Source organism: Cellulophaga geojensis KL-A, from assembly GCF_000568425.1.
GTDB lineage: Bacteria > Bacteroidota > Bacteroidia > Flavobacteriales > Flavobacteriaceae > Cellulophaga > Cellulophaga lytica.
Genome location: NZ_ARZX01000004.1, coordinates 1 through 14,678, shown reverse-complemented (window position 1 = coordinate 14,678; position 14,678 = coordinate 1). Strand labels below are relative to the sequence as shown.

At 31.9% G+C, this 14,678-nt stretch carries 14 protein-coding genes and 1 other RNA gene; 8 read left to right on the top strand and 7 right to left on the bottom strand.

What is annotated here, in order from left to right; translation table 11 throughout:
- Positions 1 to 37 precede the first annotated feature (37 nt).
- Positions 38 to 1,837, bottom strand: coding sequence for a DNA polymerase III subunit gamma/tau (locus KLA_RS04645; RefSeq protein WP_034644363.1), 1,800 nt, complete (start codon positions 1,835 to 1,837; stop codon positions 38 to 40).
- Between the two features lie 120 nt (positions 1,838 to 1,957).
- Between KLA_RS04645 and rnpB the strand changes: the two genes are divergently transcribed.
- Positions 1,958 to 2,270: RNase P RNA component class A (gene rnpB, locus KLA_RS17510), an RNA gene on the top strand.
- On the opposite strand, the gene KLA_RS04640 is transcribed toward rnpB, so the two are convergent.
- Genes KLA_RS04640 through KLA_RS04630 form a run of 3 tightly spaced genes read right to left on the bottom strand, consistent with a single transcriptional unit; the run spans position 2,270 to position 4,279 of the window.
- Complete coding sequence (locus KLA_RS04640; RefSeq protein WP_013622133.1) at positions 2,270 to 2,821, bottom strand: RsmD family RNA methyltransferase; 552 nt, start codon at positions 2,819 to 2,821, stop codon at positions 2,270 to 2,272. The genes rnpB and KLA_RS04640 overlap by 1 nt on opposite strands.
- A complete protein-coding gene (locus KLA_RS04635; protein ID WP_034644360.1) occupies positions 2,821 to 3,648 on the bottom strand; it encodes a DUF3822 family protein in 828 nt (275 codons plus the stop codon). Before KLA_RS04635 ends, KLA_RS04640 begins: the two co-directional genes overlap by 1 nt.
- Positions 3,626 to 4,279, bottom strand: a complete 654-nt coding sequence (locus KLA_RS04630; RefSeq protein WP_013622135.1) for a hypothetical protein — start codon at positions 4,277 to 4,279, stop codon at positions 3,626 to 3,628. Before KLA_RS04630 ends, KLA_RS04635 begins: the two co-directional genes overlap by 23 nt.
- Positions 4,280 to 4,382: 103 nt before the next feature.
- On the opposite strand from KLA_RS04630, the gene KLA_RS04625 reads away from it, so the two are divergent.
- The 7 genes from KLA_RS04625 to KLA_RS04595 all read left to right on the top strand — a co-directional run bounded on the left by KLA_RS04625 (position 4,383) and on the right by KLA_RS04595 (position 10,883).
- Positions 4,383 to 5,822 carry an ATP-dependent RecD-like DNA helicase gene (locus tag KLA_RS04625; protein ID WP_034644359.1) on the top strand — a complete coding sequence of 480 codons (1,440 nt, stop codon included), beginning with the start codon at positions 4,383 to 4,385 and terminating at the stop codon, positions 5,820 to 5,822.
- Between the two features lie 82 nt (positions 5,823 to 5,904).
- Positions 5,905 to 6,474, top strand: a complete 570-nt coding sequence (locus tag KLA_RS04620; protein ID WP_013622137.1) for a DUF4126 domain-containing protein — start codon at positions 5,905 to 5,907, stop codon at positions 6,472 to 6,474.
- A 12-nt stretch (positions 6,475 to 6,486) separates the two neighbouring features.
- A complete protein-coding gene (kdsB, locus tag KLA_RS04615; protein ID WP_034644357.1) occupies positions 6,487 to 7,215 on the top strand; it encodes a 3-deoxy-manno-octulosonate cytidylyltransferase in 729 nt (242 codons plus the stop codon).
- Positions 7,206 to 7,910 (top strand): HAD family hydrolase, encoded by a 705-nt coding sequence (locus KLA_RS04610; protein WP_034644355.1) that lies wholly within the window; start codon positions 7,206 to 7,208, stop codon positions 7,908 to 7,910. The genes kdsB and KLA_RS04610 overlap by 10 nt, the downstream gene beginning before the upstream one ends.
- An 80-nt stretch (positions 7,911 to 7,990) precedes the next feature.
- Positions 7,991 to 9,070 carry an iron-containing alcohol dehydrogenase family protein gene (locus KLA_RS04605; RefSeq protein ID WP_051456040.1) on the top strand — a complete coding sequence of 360 codons (1,080 nt, stop codon included), beginning with the start codon at positions 7,991 to 7,993 and terminating at the stop codon, positions 9,068 to 9,070.
- 92 nt (positions 9,071 to 9,162) lie between these two features.
- Positions 9,163 to 10,296, top strand: coding sequence for an FAD-dependent monooxygenase (locus tag KLA_RS04600; protein WP_034644353.1), 1,134 nt, complete (start codon positions 9,163 to 9,165; stop codon positions 10,294 to 10,296).
- A gap of 50 nt (positions 10,297 to 10,346) precedes the next feature.
- Positions 10,347 to 10,883: a 1-acyl-sn-glycerol-3-phosphate acyltransferase gene (locus KLA_RS04595; RefSeq protein WP_034644485.1), complete on the top strand. Its 537-nt coding sequence runs from the start codon at positions 10,347 to 10,349 to the stop codon at positions 10,881 to 10,883.
- Between the two features lie 76 nt (positions 10,884 to 10,959).
- Here KLA_RS04595 and KLA_RS04590 read toward each other — a convergent pair whose 3' ends face one another.
- From KLA_RS04590 to KLA_RS04580, 3 genes are all read right to left on the bottom strand, one after another.
- Complete coding sequence (locus KLA_RS04590; RefSeq protein ID WP_013622143.1) at positions 10,960 to 11,673, bottom strand: YebC/PmpR family DNA-binding transcriptional regulator; 714 nt, start codon at positions 11,671 to 11,673, stop codon at positions 10,960 to 10,962.
- Positions 11,674 to 11,829: 156 nt separating this feature from the next.
- Entirely contained in the window at positions 11,830 to 12,279 is a 450-nt protein-coding gene (locus KLA_RS04585) for a protein-disulfide reductase DsbD domain-containing protein (protein WP_034644350.1), read from the bottom strand.
- Positions 12,280 to 12,325: 46 nt separating this feature from the next.
- Entirely contained in the window at positions 12,326 to 14,308 is a 1,983-nt protein-coding gene (locus tag KLA_RS04580; protein ID WP_410492505.1) for a cytochrome c biogenesis protein CcdA, read from the bottom strand.
- Positions 14,309 to 14,678: the final 370 nt, after the last annotated feature.

Below are 14,678 nucleotides of genomic sequence, written 5' to 3'. Positions count from 1 at the left end.
TAATAATCGTTTCATAGCAAAAATAAGTCAATTACTATTAAATACTTAAATCAAATTCTTGTCTTAGTAAATCTATTACAGGATTTTTTTCTCTTAGTTTTTGGTATTTTTCCTCAGGAGTAAACGCAAACTTTTTTACAGCTTCTTCATTAACTGTAATTTCTAGCGTTATAAAGTAGTTGTTAAGCTCTTTTTTTAAGTATTCCATAAGGTCGTACTTTTCACGTTCAACCTCCTTTTTCATAGTGTCATTAGCTAATTGTATGCTAATTGTAGTTCTGTCTTTTAAAACAGGTGTGTCACTATTTAAGTTAGACGCTAAAATACGCTGACCTTGAGCTTCTATTTTATCAACAAATTTGTTCCATAATTCCTGTAGCCTTTCAACTTCAAAATCATCATTAGGTAATGTACTTTCGTCTACAACTACATCTACTTTGTTTAATTTATGTTGTTCTTTTGCTTTTAAGCTAGATAATGATAAACCAGAAACTCTTTTAGGAGTATTAATGTTTAACTTTTTTATAGCAGGTGTAGCAGTTACTTCTTTAGTAACTGTTTTTGCAGCAACTATAGGTTTAGTAGGGGTAGCAATAGTAGGGTTGTCTGTGTAGACAGGAACAGTTTCTTTTGCTTCTTCGTTATTAGTTTTACTAGCGCTGGGTTTGGTGTTTACAGCAGTATTACTAGTTTTAGGTTTGCTTTCTCTAAAATGAGATGCAGGTACTAGTGTAATTATTTGGTTACTTAATGCTAGAGATTCAGGATTTTTTTTTTCTCCATCATAAGTGATAGAGGCTAATTTCATTAAGGCAAGTTCTATTAACAAGCGCTGATTTTTACTTGTTTTGTAGTTTAAATCTGCGGTATTGGCAATATCTATGGCTTTAAGTAAAAAAGCATTATTTGTTTGTTGTGCTTGTTCTTGATAGCGTTTTTTTGCTTCATCACCAACCTCTAATAAATTTACGGTGTTTGGATGTTTGCATACCATTAAATCTCTAAAATGAGACGCTAGACCAATTATAAAATGGTGGCCATCAAAACCTTTACTAAGTGTTGTGTTAAATAGTATTAGTAAAGACGGTATGTCATTTTGTAAAATATGGTCTGTTGCTTCAAAATAAGTATCGTAATCTAATACATTTAAGTTTTCTGTTACGGCTTTTCTAGTTAATTGTTTTCCAGAAAAACTAACAACTCTATCAAAAATAGACAAGGCGTCTCTCATTGCGCCATCTGCCTTTTGGGCAATAATATGCAATGCATCATCATCTGCCTCTATGCCTTGGTTTTCTGCTATATATTTTAAATATTCTGCAGCGTCTTTTACCGTAATTCGTTTAAAATCAAATATCTGGCAACGAGACAAAATAGTAGGTATAATTTTGTGTTTTTCTGTAGTAGCTAAAATAAAAATAGCGTGTTTTGGCGGCTCTTCTAATGTTTTTAAAAATGCATTAAAGGCAGCCTGAGATAACATATGTACCTCATCTATAATATAAACCTTGTATTTACCTACTTGTGGTGGTATACGTACTTGATCTATTAAACTTCTAATACCATCTACAGAGTTATTAGAGGCAGCATCTAGTTCAAAAATATTAAAAGCAAAATCTTCTTCAGGGTTTTCTTCTCCGTCAGAATTTATCATTTTAGCTAAAATACGTGCACAAGTAGTTTTACCAACACCTCTAGGGCCAGTAAACAACAAAGCTTGTGCTAAATGGTTGTTTTGTATGGCGTTTAAAAGTGTATTTGTAATAGCTTGTTGCCCTACAACATCTTTAAATGTTTGTGGTCTGTATTTTCTAGCTGATACTACAAATGGTTCCAATTACTATGCTTTTTTTAGTGAACTAAAGTTATATTACAAATATAAAAATACGGGTTCATTTTACCTTATTTTTTGCAAAGATATAGTACTTACTTATCAACAATTAAATTACCTTTGCCGCGAGCAGGTTACTCTATCGCTTTGCAAACTTGTTTTGTAAAGAGGAAAGTCCGGACACCATAGTGTAGCATAGCGGGTAATTCCCGTCCGTTGTAAAACGAGGACAAGTGCAGCAGAAAGTATGTACAGGTAATGCTGTAGTGAAACCAGGTAAACTCTATGCGGTGCAACGTCATGTAAATTAGCGTTATAAGGGTACACGCCCAAGCTAAAGGGTAGGCGGTTTGAGCTTTTAGGTAACTAAAAGCCTAGATAAATGATAGAGGAGCTACTTGTTAGCTTTACAGAATCCGGCTTATGACCTGCTCTTTTTTATTCTTCTTTGATTTCTTTTTCAAAAAAGCTAAAAACACTTCCTCCGTACCTTTTTTGGTAAGAAAAGTTAGGTAAATCATCTAATTTAGTGTGTTTAGAATGTTCTACAATTAACAAGCCGTTATCAGTAAGCAAGTCGTTTTTAAAAACTAACTCTGGTATTTTTGCAAAATCTTCTGTAGAAAAATCATAAGGAGGGTCTGCAAAAACAATTGTAGATTTTATAGCGGTACGCTCTAAATACTTAAAAACATCACTTTTAATTGTAGATATGTTTACCTCTAAATCTTTAGCGGTTTGATTTATGAATTTTACGCAACCATAATCTGCATCAACACAAATAATATTCTCGGTTCCGCGTGAAGCAAATTCATAACTAATATTACCTGTTCCAGCAAAAAGATCTAAAACGCTTATATCCTCAAAATAATAATGGTTATTTAAAATATTAAATAAGGCTTCTTTAGCCATATCTGTAGTGGGTCTAACAGGTAATTTTTTAGGTGCTGTTAGTCTTTTACTTTTAAATTTTCCTGATATTATGCGCATTATAGGGCGTTTAGAACGGTAAAGTCTATATTTTTTTTTGTGTAATCTCCTAGTTGAAAAGTGCTATTATCTGGTGCATATACACAAATATTTTTAAAATGATTATAGCAGTTTTTGTAAATAGTACCATCTTCTTCTATGTCTCCAAATAGTCTAATTAAAACAGTTTCATTATTTAACTTTAATTGTTCGCAAGTAAAAAGTAAATAATATAAAAAGTCTTCTGTTGTTAGGTATTCAAAACTATTAAAAAGGAGTAATTTTTTCTTGTCTATTATAACAATATCCATTTGTTTTTCTGATGCATATACATAACAAGTAATTTCGTTATTGGTATTTGCATTAAGTAATGATGATGTTATTATAGAAGAACTGTGTTTGTATGTAAAGTCTCCAAACAGGTCATAAATGTAATTGTTAATGTTAACTAGGGGAACAAAAACATTTACAATATCAAAGTTTGTTATTTCATCATTAGCAATTAAATCTGTTGCTAAAACTTTGGTATTGTATTTTAAATAATTGTGTGCTTCTTCTTCTACAAACAAAGGTTTTGGCACAAAACAAAACAAAGTATTTCTGTGCGTAGCAATCACTTCTGTATAAGATTCACTTGTAACGTTATGTTCTTTAAACATACCAACAAGTTCTTTTTCAAGCTCTAAAGGATCTAGTTCTGTATCAAAAACTTTTCTTTTAGATAGTAACACTGTATTGTCTAGAGTATCAACAACACAAAAAGAAAGTCCATTCAAACTAATTTGAATGGACAATTTTTTATAATTAGATGTAGTATCTAAAGTATTATTTTTTTGTTTTTCTGTCATAAATTGGAGGCCAGTTACCGCTAGTACTTACATCATTTAAGTCACCAACTATAATTTCATCATAATTTATTTCTTCAACACTATTTAAAGCATTTTCTCTGTCTCTTAAATCTTTAGGTTGATCATATAAAACAACATCTTTTTTTACAGAAGCTTTAAATACAGAAACTTTTTTACCTCCTTTTTCAATAGTAGCAGTTTTCATATCAAATTCTGCTTTACCATCTTTAGAAAAAGGCACATATTTTAATGTTTTGTATCTGTCATCATTCTTAAATAAAGAATCCTTAACAGGTATAATATTTAATGTATCTACAATTTTTACGTCTCTTTGTAAATCAATACCAAAGTCTTTGTCATACTCCATATAAGAAGAGTCTCTTTGCTGTATAATGTAGTAATTTCCGTTTTCTACAAACTTCACTAAAGCATTAAAGTTAGGAGCAAATTTACCAGTGGCAGATTTATGAGCTTCTTGTATGTCTCTAATATCTTTTAAAGAGTTAATTACAGCTTGGAAGCGCTCTTGTTTTACTTTTTTAAATTCTATAGGACCATTTACAGATTGGTATATCATGTATCCAAAAAAGATAGCTGCTAACCAAAGAACAATTTTAATTACGGTTTTCATTAGTATACTGTTGTTTTTATTTAGTGGTTTGACACAAATCTACAATTTTTTTTTAATCACAAAAGTATTTCAGCTTAAATTTCATCATTATCTTTGAAGACTTATGAATCTACCTACCTCTACATCATTCTTTAAAATATTAAAAGAGAAATTTCCTTTTGAGCCTACTTTAAAGCAACTCATTACTTTAGAGAAGCTTTCTCAGTTTTTAGTGTCTAAAAATAAAGATGATCTTTTTCTTTTAAAAGGTTATGCCGGTACAGGAAAAACAACAATTATTGGAACTATAGTTACAAATTTGTGGAATATTAAAATGAAAGCTGTGCTTTTGGCTCCTACTGGTAGAGCCGCAAAGGTTATGTCTAACTACTCAAATACAAAGGCATTAACTATTCATAAAAAAATATATTTTCCTAAAAAACAAAGCGGTGGAGGTATACAATTTACCTTGGCACCTAATAAACATACAAATACTGTTTTTGTGGTAGATGAGGCTTCTATGATACCAGATGCACCATCTGATTCTAAGCTGTTTGAAAATGGGTCTTTACTAGATGATTTAATGTCTTATGTATATTCTGGTAAAAATTGCAAACTGGTTTTAATTGGAGATACAGCTCAGTTACCACCGGTTAAACTAGATATTAGCCCGGCTTTAGATGAAGACAGACTATCCTTAAATTATAATAAAGATGTTACTAAGGTAGAGTTGGATGAAGTAATGAGACAGGCAGAAGACTCGGGTATTTTAATGAATGCAACTAATTTAAGAGAGCAGTTGCATGGTAGTTTTTTTGAAGATTTTAAGTTTGATGTTAATCCGTACAAAGACATTGTGCGTTTAATAGAAGGTAATGATATTTTAGAAGCTATTGAAGATTCTTATGCACAAAACGGAAAAGAAGAAACAGCTTTTATTGTACGCTCTAACAAACGTGCCAATTTGTATAATGCCAATATTAGAAATCGTATTTTGTATTTAGAAAATGTAATTTCTACAGGAGATTATATGATGGTGGTAAAAAATAATTATTTTTGGATTAAGCCAACTACAGAGGCGGGTTTTATAGCAAACGGTGACATTTTAGAGATTTTAGAAATTTTTGCTATTAAAGAATTATACGGTTTTAAGTTTGCAGAAGTAAACGTTAAAATGGTAGATTATCCAAATATGCCTGCTTTTGAAACTGTATTACTTTTAGATACTATAGATGCAGAAACGCCGTCTTTACCTTATGAGGAAAGTAACAGGTTGTACCAAGAGGTAATGTTAGATTATGCAGATGAAACTTCTAAATACAAAAAGTTTTTAAAGGTTAAAAACAACAAATACTTTAACGCATTACAAGTAAAGTTTTCTTATGCTATAACGTGCCATAAAAGTCAGGGTGGACAATGGGATACCGTATTTGTAGAGCAACCCTATTTGCCTAATGGTATAGATAAAGATTACCTACGTTGGTTGTACACTGCAGTTACAAGAGCTAAAAAACAACTGTATTTAATAGGATTTAAGAACGATTTTTTTCTTGATTGGGAATAGTCTATTTTTGGTACAATATATGTGTATAACTAACCAAATAGTTACTTTATTAAAGTAATTTAAACACATAAAACCATTACAAATGACAACAGAAACCATTATTAGTATTTTATTAGGTATAGGCTTAGCAACATCTGTTGGCTTTAGAGTCTTTTTGCCTTTATTTGCATTAAGTTTAGCATCATATTTTGGCGCTTGGGAGTTAAATGAAAGTTGGGTCTGGATAGGTAGTTTACCAGCACTAATAGTTTTAGGAGTAGCAACATTGGTAGAAATTTTTGCTTATTTTATCCCTTGGGTAGATAATTTACTAGATTCTGCAGCCATACCCTTGGCTGCAATTGCAGGTACCGCAGTTATGGTATCTACAGTAGCTAATTTAGATCCGGTAATTACCTGGTCTTTAGCAATTATTGCTGGTGGTGGTACAGCCAGCGCCATAAAAGGTACTTCTGCAGCAACTAGGCTAACCTCTACCGCTACAACTGGTGGTTTGGCAAATCCTGTTGTTGCAACCGTAGAAACTGGTACTGCTGTAGTAGTGTCTACAGCAACCATTATAGCCCCTGTAATTGGTGCTGTTTTGGTGGTTATAATATTAACATTAATTTTTAGGATGTACAGAAAATTAATGCCTAAACGAAAAAAATAGAAAAAGAGATACATGAAGATTATTGCAATGATTCCTGCACGTTATGCAGCATCTAGATTTCCTGGTAAACTAATGCAAAATTTAGCAGGTAAGCCCGTAATTGTTAGAACATATGAAACCGCTTTAAAAACAAATTTATTTGATGATGTTTTTGTGGTTACAGATAGTGACACTATTTACAAGACAATAACAGAGGCTGGTGGTAAGGCTATAATGAGTATTAAAGAACACGAGTGTGGTAGTGACCGTATAGCAGAGGCTGTAGAAAATATGGACGTAGATATAGTTTTTAATATTCAGGGGGATGAGCCTTTTACACCTAAAGAAGGGTTAGAGGAATTATTATCTGTATTTAAAAACGATGATAAAAAAGAAATAGATCTTGCTACAATTATGTCTGAAATGACAGATGAAAATGAAATTAAAGATCCAAATTATGTAAAAGTTATAGTAGATAACAGAAATTTTGCATTGTACTTTTCTCGTTCGCCAATTCCTTACCCTAGAGAAAAAAATGTTGGACTAAAATATTACGAGCATAAAGGTGTTTATGCCTTTAGAAAAGATGCTCTTATGGATTTTTACAATCTGCCAATGTTACCTTTAGAGGCATCAGAAAAAATAGAGTGTATTCGCTATTTGGAGTACGGCAAAAAAATTAAAATGATTGTAGATAATACATCTGGTATAGAGATAGATACACCAGAAGATTTAGAAAGAGCACAGGCAGAATGGAAGTAGATTTTAAAAATATAAAAGTTATTGGTTTTGATGCAGACGATACACTTTGGGTTAATGAAACCTATTTTAGAGAAGCAGAAGAAACCTTTGCTAAATTGTTAGAAGGGTACGAGACAAAAAATAAAATTGACCAGGAATTATTTAAAATGGAAATGCAAAATTTAGGCCGTTACGGGTACGGTATTAAAGCATTTGTATTATCTATGGTAGAGTCGGCCTTAGAACTATCTAACAACAAAGTAAGCAATACAGTTATTGCTAAAATTTTAAACATTGGCAAACAAATGATAGACCAACCTGTTGAGTTATTACCAGGTGTAGAGTCTGTTTTACAAAAGCTTCAGTCTAAGTACAGATTAATAGTTTTAACTAAAGGAGATTTACTAGATCAAGAACAAAAACTAGAAAAATCTGGATTAAAAAAATACTTTCATCACGTAGAAGTTTTAAGTGATAAAAAGGAAGAAAATTACAAAAACCTGTTAGATCATCTTCAAATTAAAACATCAGAGTTTGTAATGCTAGGCAACTCATTAAAATCTGATGTATTACCAATTGTAAAGCTGGGTGCACAGGCTGTACATATTCCTTTTCATACAACTTGGGTGCATGAAACCGTATCTAAAGAAGAAGAGGAATCTAATTCGTTTTTAACCTTAAATAAAATTGAAGATATTTTAGACTACTTAAAATAACATTATTTTAGAAAAAGAAATTCATAAAACAAGATAGGTTTGCTTAAATTTGCCCTATCATACATAACAGATATAATACTATGACAACATATAGAAACTTCCCAATGGTACCTAGAGTAATTTTTGGGAACGGTAGTTTTAGCCAAATAGGAGACATTTTAAAGTTAAAACGTAAAAGTGCAAACGCACCTTTTATTTTTTTAATTGATGATGTTTTTAAAGGAAAAGAATTAGCTGCCAGAATACCTTTGGTAGAGAATGATAAAACTATATTTGTTTCATCAGAATTTGAACCAAAAACATACCAAGTAGATGCTTTAGTAGAACAAATTAAAGCCGAGTATAATGAGTTGCCTTCTGGTATTATTGGTATTGGTGGTGGTACATTATTAGATATGGCTAAAGCTGTAGCAATAATGTTAACTAACCCAGGTAGTTCTGCAGAATACCAAGGCTGGGATTTGGTTAAAAATCCAGCAATTTATCACGTAGGTGTACCTACAATTAGTGGTACAGGTGCAGAAGTGTCTAGAACTACAGTGTTATTAGGTCCAGAACGTAAATTAGGTATAAACTCAGATTATACTCCTTTTGATCAGGTAGTTTTAGACCCAGATTTAACACAGGGTGTACCAAAAGATCAGTGGTTTTATACAGGTATGGATTGTTACATACACTGTGTAGAGTCTTTAGAAGGTACTTTTTTAAATGCATTTAGTCAAAGTTATGGCGAAAAAGCGATGGAACTTTGTAATGATGTGTATTTAAAAGATATTCCAGAAGACGAGTCTAGAGATAAATTAATGATGGCATCTTGGCACGGAGGTATGAGTATTGCTTACTCACAAGTAGGTGTTGCGCATGCATTAAGTTACGGTTTATCTTATTTATTGGGCGTAAAACACGGTATAGGAAACTGTTTAGTGTTTAACCATTTAGAAGAGTTTTACCCAGAAGGTGTAAAATTGTTTTATAAAATGATGGATAAACACAATATTACTTTGCCAACCGGTATTTGTAAAGATTTAACTGAAGAAGAGTTTACAACAATGATAAATGTTGCTTTAAGCTTAGAACCACTTTGGGAAAATGCATTAGGTAAAGATTGGAAAAAAACTGCAACTCCAGAAAAATTAAGATCTATCTACGCAAAAATATAATAGACTTTATATAATTTTAAAAAAGCCGAAAGTGTACATACGCTTTCGGCTTTTTTTGTAGTAATTTTATAAATAACTATAAATAAAATAAAATGTACGCTATAATAGGTGCTGGTATAGGAGGTTTAACAACGGCTTTGGCTTTTGAAAAGTTAAATATACCATATCATTTGTATGAAAAAGCTGAAGATATTAATGCTATTGGAGCAGGAATATGGTTGGCTCCAAACGCGTTAAAAGTGTATGAGTGGTTGGGTATCTTAGACCAGGTAAAAAACGCAGGTAATTCTATAGACCGTATAACAATTGCAACGGCAGATTTACAAACACTTACAGATAGTAAACAAGATGAAGCAAAGGAAGAGTACGGGTATTCTACCGTTGCCATACATAGGGCAGAATTGCAAAAAGTATTGGCTAACAATGTAGCTAGTTCTAATATTAGCTGGGGAAAAGGTTTAAAGAGTTACACAGAAACTAAAGAAGGTGTAGAACTTCAGTTTTTAGATGCCACAACAACTATTGTAAATTACCTAATTGGTGCAGATGGTATAAACTCTGTAGTACGTAAACAACTTTTTCCTAAAAGTAAAATTAGGTATAGCGGACAAACGTGTTGGCGTGGAGTAACAAATTTTAAATTGCCAGAAGATTATAATCATCGTGGTATAGAAATGTGGGGTAAGCAAACCAGATTTGGAATATCTAAACTATCTGCGGATAAAACATCATGGTTTGCAGTAGCTAAGAGCAAACCTTTTTTAACAGATAATAAAGAAACTTTAAAGGAAGACTTGCTTAATGAGTATAAAAAATATGCAAATGTGGTTACAGATTTAATTGCAAATACCAATATAGATGCTATACTTAGAAATGATATTATAGACCTTAAACCAATAAAAAAATGGCATACAAATAGAGTTTGTTTGTTGGGTGATGCAGGCCATGCTACAACACCAAATATGGGACAAGGAGGAGCCCAAGCTATAGAAGATGCTTATTTTTTATCTAAAATTATTGCAACAAATACTACAGATAGTCCTTTTAAAGAATTTCAGAAGGTAAGGTATAAAAAAGTAAACTCTATTGTAAACCAGTCTTGGATTACGGGTAAAGTTGCACATTTAGGTTTTGGTTCTAAAATTAGGAATATGGTATTTAAAAATCTTCCTAAATCTTTAATTGATAAAAAAATGCATTTTGTTTACAGATTAGATAACGAGTAACGTATTTTTGCTGTACAAAAGTTATAAATTTTAAATGAAATAGAGAGATGATGCATGCGATAGCTAAATTTATATATTTTAAAATAATGGGATGGACTTTAAATGGGGCCTTTCCTAAGATAGATAAATGTGTTGTAATAGTTGTACCGCACACAAGTAACTTAGATTTTTTTCTAGGCTTACTCATTAGAAGAGTTCTTAATGAAGAGTTTAATTTTGTTGGAAAAAAAAGCTTATTTAAGTGGCCTTTTGGCTGGTATTTTAGGTGGCAAGGTGGTATGCCAATAGATCGTACAAAAAGCAATAACTTTGTAGATGCTTGTACAGATTTAATAAAAAATACTACTAAAATACATTTAACGCTAGCTCCAGAAGGTACACGTAGTAAAGTATCTAAATGGAAAACTGGTTTTTATTACATTGCAAAACAAGCACATGTACCCGTGGTTATGGTGGCTTTTGATTATGGTAAAAAAGAAGTAAAAATTTCTGAAGCTTTGAGTACTACCAGTAATACAGAATTAGACTTTAAAACTTACGAAGCTTTTTTTAAAGGAGTTGAAGGAAGAGTTAAAAGAAATATGTAATTATATAGATGTATAAATAACAAAGCCCTTAAATTTTCTTTAAGGGCTTTGTTTGTTTCTATTTTTATGTAAAAAATTATTCCTTCATAGAGTGGTAAACGTTTTGCACGTCATCATCCTCTTCTAATTTTTCTAATAATTTTTCTACTTCGGCAACGTGTTCTTCATTTTCTAGTTCTTTAGTAACCTGTGGTATACGTTCAAAACCAGATGATAATATTTCAATACCTCTAGATTCTAATTCTTTTTGTAAAGCACCAAAGCTTTCAAAAGGAGCATAAATTAAAATACCATCATCATCTACAAATACTTCTTCGGCTCCAAAGTCTATCAATTCTAATTCTAGCTCTTCTGGGTCTATACCCTCTGCCGGAATTCTAAAATTGCAAGTATGGTCAAACATAAATTCTACAGAACCAGAAGTTCCTAAGCTACCGTTACATTTGTTAAAATAACTACGTACATTGGCTACTGTTCTTGTATTGTTATCTGTAGCAGTTTCTACTAAAATTGCAATACCGTGTGGAGCATACCCTTCAAAAAGAACTTCTTTAAAGTCGCCTAAACTTTTGTCAGACGCTCTTTTAATTGCACGTTCTACATTATCTTTAGGCATATTTACAGACTTTGCGTTCTGAATAACAGCTCTTAAACGTGCATTAGAGTCAGGATCTGGTCCGCCTTCTTTAACAGCCATTACTATGTCTTTACCTATACGAGTAAATGCTTTAGACATTGCAGACCAACGCTTCATTTTACGTGCCTTTCTAAACTCAAACGCTCTTCCCATAAATTAAAATGCTATAAAAATTAGTATAAAGGCAAATTTAATAAAAATTAAGACCGTAGCAAATGATGGTTAGTGTTTTAGCTAACTATTTTAGTTTTAGTAAAAAAAAAGAGAGTTACTTTTAGGTAACTCTCTTTTTTTAATAATGCGGTATTCTTATTCTATTTTAAAATCCAAATCTACGTAAGTAGGAGGTAAGCATCTAGAGTCGTCACAAACCATAAACTCTACTTCAGCTACAACAGTAGTTTTACCTGGTTTAGTTAATTTAATACGTTGTGTAAAACTAGCTTTTTTTTCAAAATAGGTAATTTTCATATTAAAAACTGGGTCATCTACAGTATGTCCTTTACCTTCTTTAGTTTTGCCAGCTATTGTATAGTTATCTCCTGTTTCAAAAATGAAAGCCGTAGCTATTGGTCCGCCTTCTGGTACTACTTGTGAGTATAGGTGCCAACCATCATCTATAGTAGCTGTAGCAACTAAATCATACTCTGTGGCAGATATTTTTTTCACTGATGTTTTCCAAGTAACTGGTTCTAATATTTGTCCGTATGAGCTAATACTTATTGCTAATACAACAATTGCTAAAAAATATTTTTTCATTGTAAATTTTTTAAGTTGTTAGTTAGTATGCAAATTGCATACCATATTATTTATTTTTAAAGTTAGATACACCTTCTTTTAACCAGTTGTGATACTCGGTTACATCTGGTGTGTAAGCAACGGGTTCGTTTAAGCTTTCTTCATCATGGCCCATAAGCACATAGTATGGCTGTGCATTAGTACCATAACGTATTTGTTGTAACTCACTCCATTGTTGCCCAGTATAACGTAATTTTTTGCCCGGTCTTAGTTTAGAATCTGGAGCTTCTCCTTCAAACTTAATTTTTTCATCAACATATAAAGAAATTAAAACAACATCGTTTTTTAATACGTTTAGTACGTTTTCCTTTACCCAAACGTTTTGTTCCATTTTTCTACAGTTAACACAAGCATGACCTGTAAAATCTATCATTACAGGTTTATTAACTTTTTTGGCATAAGCTAACCCTTTTTCATAATCATTAAAAGCAAGTATGTTATGTGGTGCCATTAAATGTGCACCTTCTGGTACTTCTTGAGTATGTGTAGCTGTACCACCACCAGTTTGCATATTACCAACACCATAAGGAGATTCACTGTAATGTTGTGGCGGAGGAAAAGCACTAATTAAGTTTAATGGAGCTCCCCATAAACCAGGAATCATATATATTGTAAATGCTAATGTTACCAAACCTAAACTTAACCTACCTACAGAAATATGTTTTAAAGGCGAATCATGTGGTAGTTGTAATTTACCAAATAAGTATAGTGTTAAGGCTCCAAAAACTGCTATCCATATTGCTATAAATACTTCGCGTTCTAGTAAGTGCATTTGTAAAACCATATCTGCGTTAGATAAGAATTTAAATGCTAAAGCAAGTTCTAAGAATCCTAAAACAACTTTTACAGAGTTTAACCATCCGCCAGATTTTGGTAAAGAGTTTAACCAACCAGGGAAAGCGGCAAACAAAGCAAATGGCAATGCAATTGCTAAAGAGAAACCAAACATACCTACAATTGGTCCTATTTGACTACCGCCAGAAGCTGCTTGCACTAATAAGGTACCAACAATTGGGCCTGTACAAGAGAAAGATACTATAGCTAATGCTAGTGCCATAAAGAATATACCCACTAAACCTCCACGGTCTGCTTGTTTGTCTACTTTATTAGCCCAAGAATTTGGTAGCATAATTTCAAAAGCTCCAAGAAAAGACGCGGCAAATACTAATAGTAGTACAAAGAAAATAATGTTAAACCATACATTTGTAGATAGTGCATTTAATGCATCGGCACCAAAAACAGCACTAACTATAATACCTAATAATAGGTATATTACAATAATAGAAATACCGTATATAATGGCATTACGTATACCTTTAGCTTTGGTTTTACTTTGTTTTGTAAAGAAACTAACCGTCATAGGTATCATAGGAAACACACAAGGCGTTAGTAAGGCAGCAAAACCAGATAAAAATGCAATAAAGAAGATAGAGAATAACCCTTTTTCAGAACCTTCTTTTTCTTTAGATTCTTTGCTAGTATTAGCTTCGTCTTTTTTAGCTTCTGTTGTTGCAGGGGCTTTTTCTGCTTTTATATTAAATACGATGTCTTTGTAAGTAGGAGGTAAGCATTGCGAGTCATTACAAACCATATAGTTTACTTCTCCTTTAACTACAGATAACTCTTTGTTTACAAGTTTTATACGTTGTTTAAATGTTGCAGAGTTTTCAAAATATTTAACCATCATATTATCAAAAGCAGGTTCTGGAGCAGAATGTCCTTCTTCTTCAGATGGTGAGTCTACTAATGTATAGTCCTCACTTTCAACAAAAGTAAATTCAGTAGCAACTGGTCCGCCTTCTTCTAAATGCTGAGAATATAAATGCCATGAAGCATCTATAGTTGCTTTCATGACTAAATCGTATTCTGTATCAGAAATTTTTTCTACAGATGTAGACCAACTTACTGGGTCTAAGATCTGTGCTTTTACTGTACTGCTAAAAGCAGTAGTAAAAATAACTAGTAGGAAATAAAAAGTACGTTTATTCAAAATATAATATTTATGGATATATAATATAAGACGTAAAAATAACAAAGAACCCTTACTTTAATGTTGTTAAAATTGGTTAATATTTTAAAGTTAAGTTTACGCTTTCTTAATATATGAGTAGATTATAAGTGGTTTGGGTGACAAAAAAATAAAAATATTGAGTAAAAAAAATCATCTTGATAAATTACCAAGATGATTTTTATTCTTTAAAGTGTATAGTTTTCTGTATTACAACAGGCTATTTAAAACCTCTTTTAACTTAGGGTCAGATGGTTTAGGAGCCTTTGCATTTACAATATTACCGTCGGGATTTATTAAAATAAAATGCGGAATACCTTTTATAACATAGTCTTGTATAAAATCAGATTCA

Bases quoted from the DNA above. Each gene is read 5' to 3' on its own strand.
- KLA_RS04630 (WP_013622135.1), bottom strand. From the start codon at position 4,279: ATGAAAACCGTAATTAAAATTGTTCTTTGGTTAGCAGCTATCTTTTTT.
- KLA_RS04640 (WP_013622133.1), bottom strand. From the start codon at position 2,821: ATGCGCATAATATCAGGAAAATTTAAAAGTAAAAGACTAACAGCACCT.
- KLA_RS04610 (WP_034644355.1), top strand. From the start codon at position 7,206: ATGGAAGTAGATTTTAAAAATATAAAAGTTATTGGTTTTGATGCAGAC.
- KLA_RS04585 (WP_034644350.1), bottom strand. From the start codon at position 12,279: ATGAAAAAATATTTTTTAGCAATTGTTGTATTAGCAATAAGTATTAGC.
- KLA_RS04625 (WP_034644359.1), top strand. From the start codon at position 4,383: ATGAATCTACCTACCTCTACATCATTCTTTAAAATATTAAAAGAGAAA.
- KLA_RS04635 (WP_034644360.1), bottom strand. From the start codon at position 3,648: ATGACAGAAAAACAAAAAAATAATACTTTAGATACTACATCTAATTAT.
- KLA_RS04595 (WP_034644485.1), top strand. From the start codon at position 10,347: ATGCATGCGATAGCTAAATTTATATATTTTAAAATAATGGGATGGACT.
- KLA_RS04600 (WP_034644353.1), top strand. From the start codon at position 9,163: ATGTACGCTATAATAGGTGCTGGTATAGGAGGTTTAACAACGGCTTTG.
- KLA_RS04605 (WP_051456040.1), top strand. From the start codon at position 7,991: ATGACAACATATAGAAACTTCCCAATGGTACCTAGAGTAATTTTTGGG.
- kdsB (WP_034644357.1), top strand. From the start codon at position 6,487: ATGAAGATTATTGCAATGATTCCTGCACGTTATGCAGCATCTAGATTT.
- KLA_RS04620 (WP_013622137.1), top strand. From the start codon at position 5,905: ATGACAACAGAAACCATTATTAGTATTTTATTAGGTATAGGCTTAGCA.
- KLA_RS04590 (WP_013622143.1), bottom strand. From the start codon at position 11,673: ATGGGAAGAGCGTTTGAGTTTAGAAAGGCACGTAAAATGAAGCGTTGG.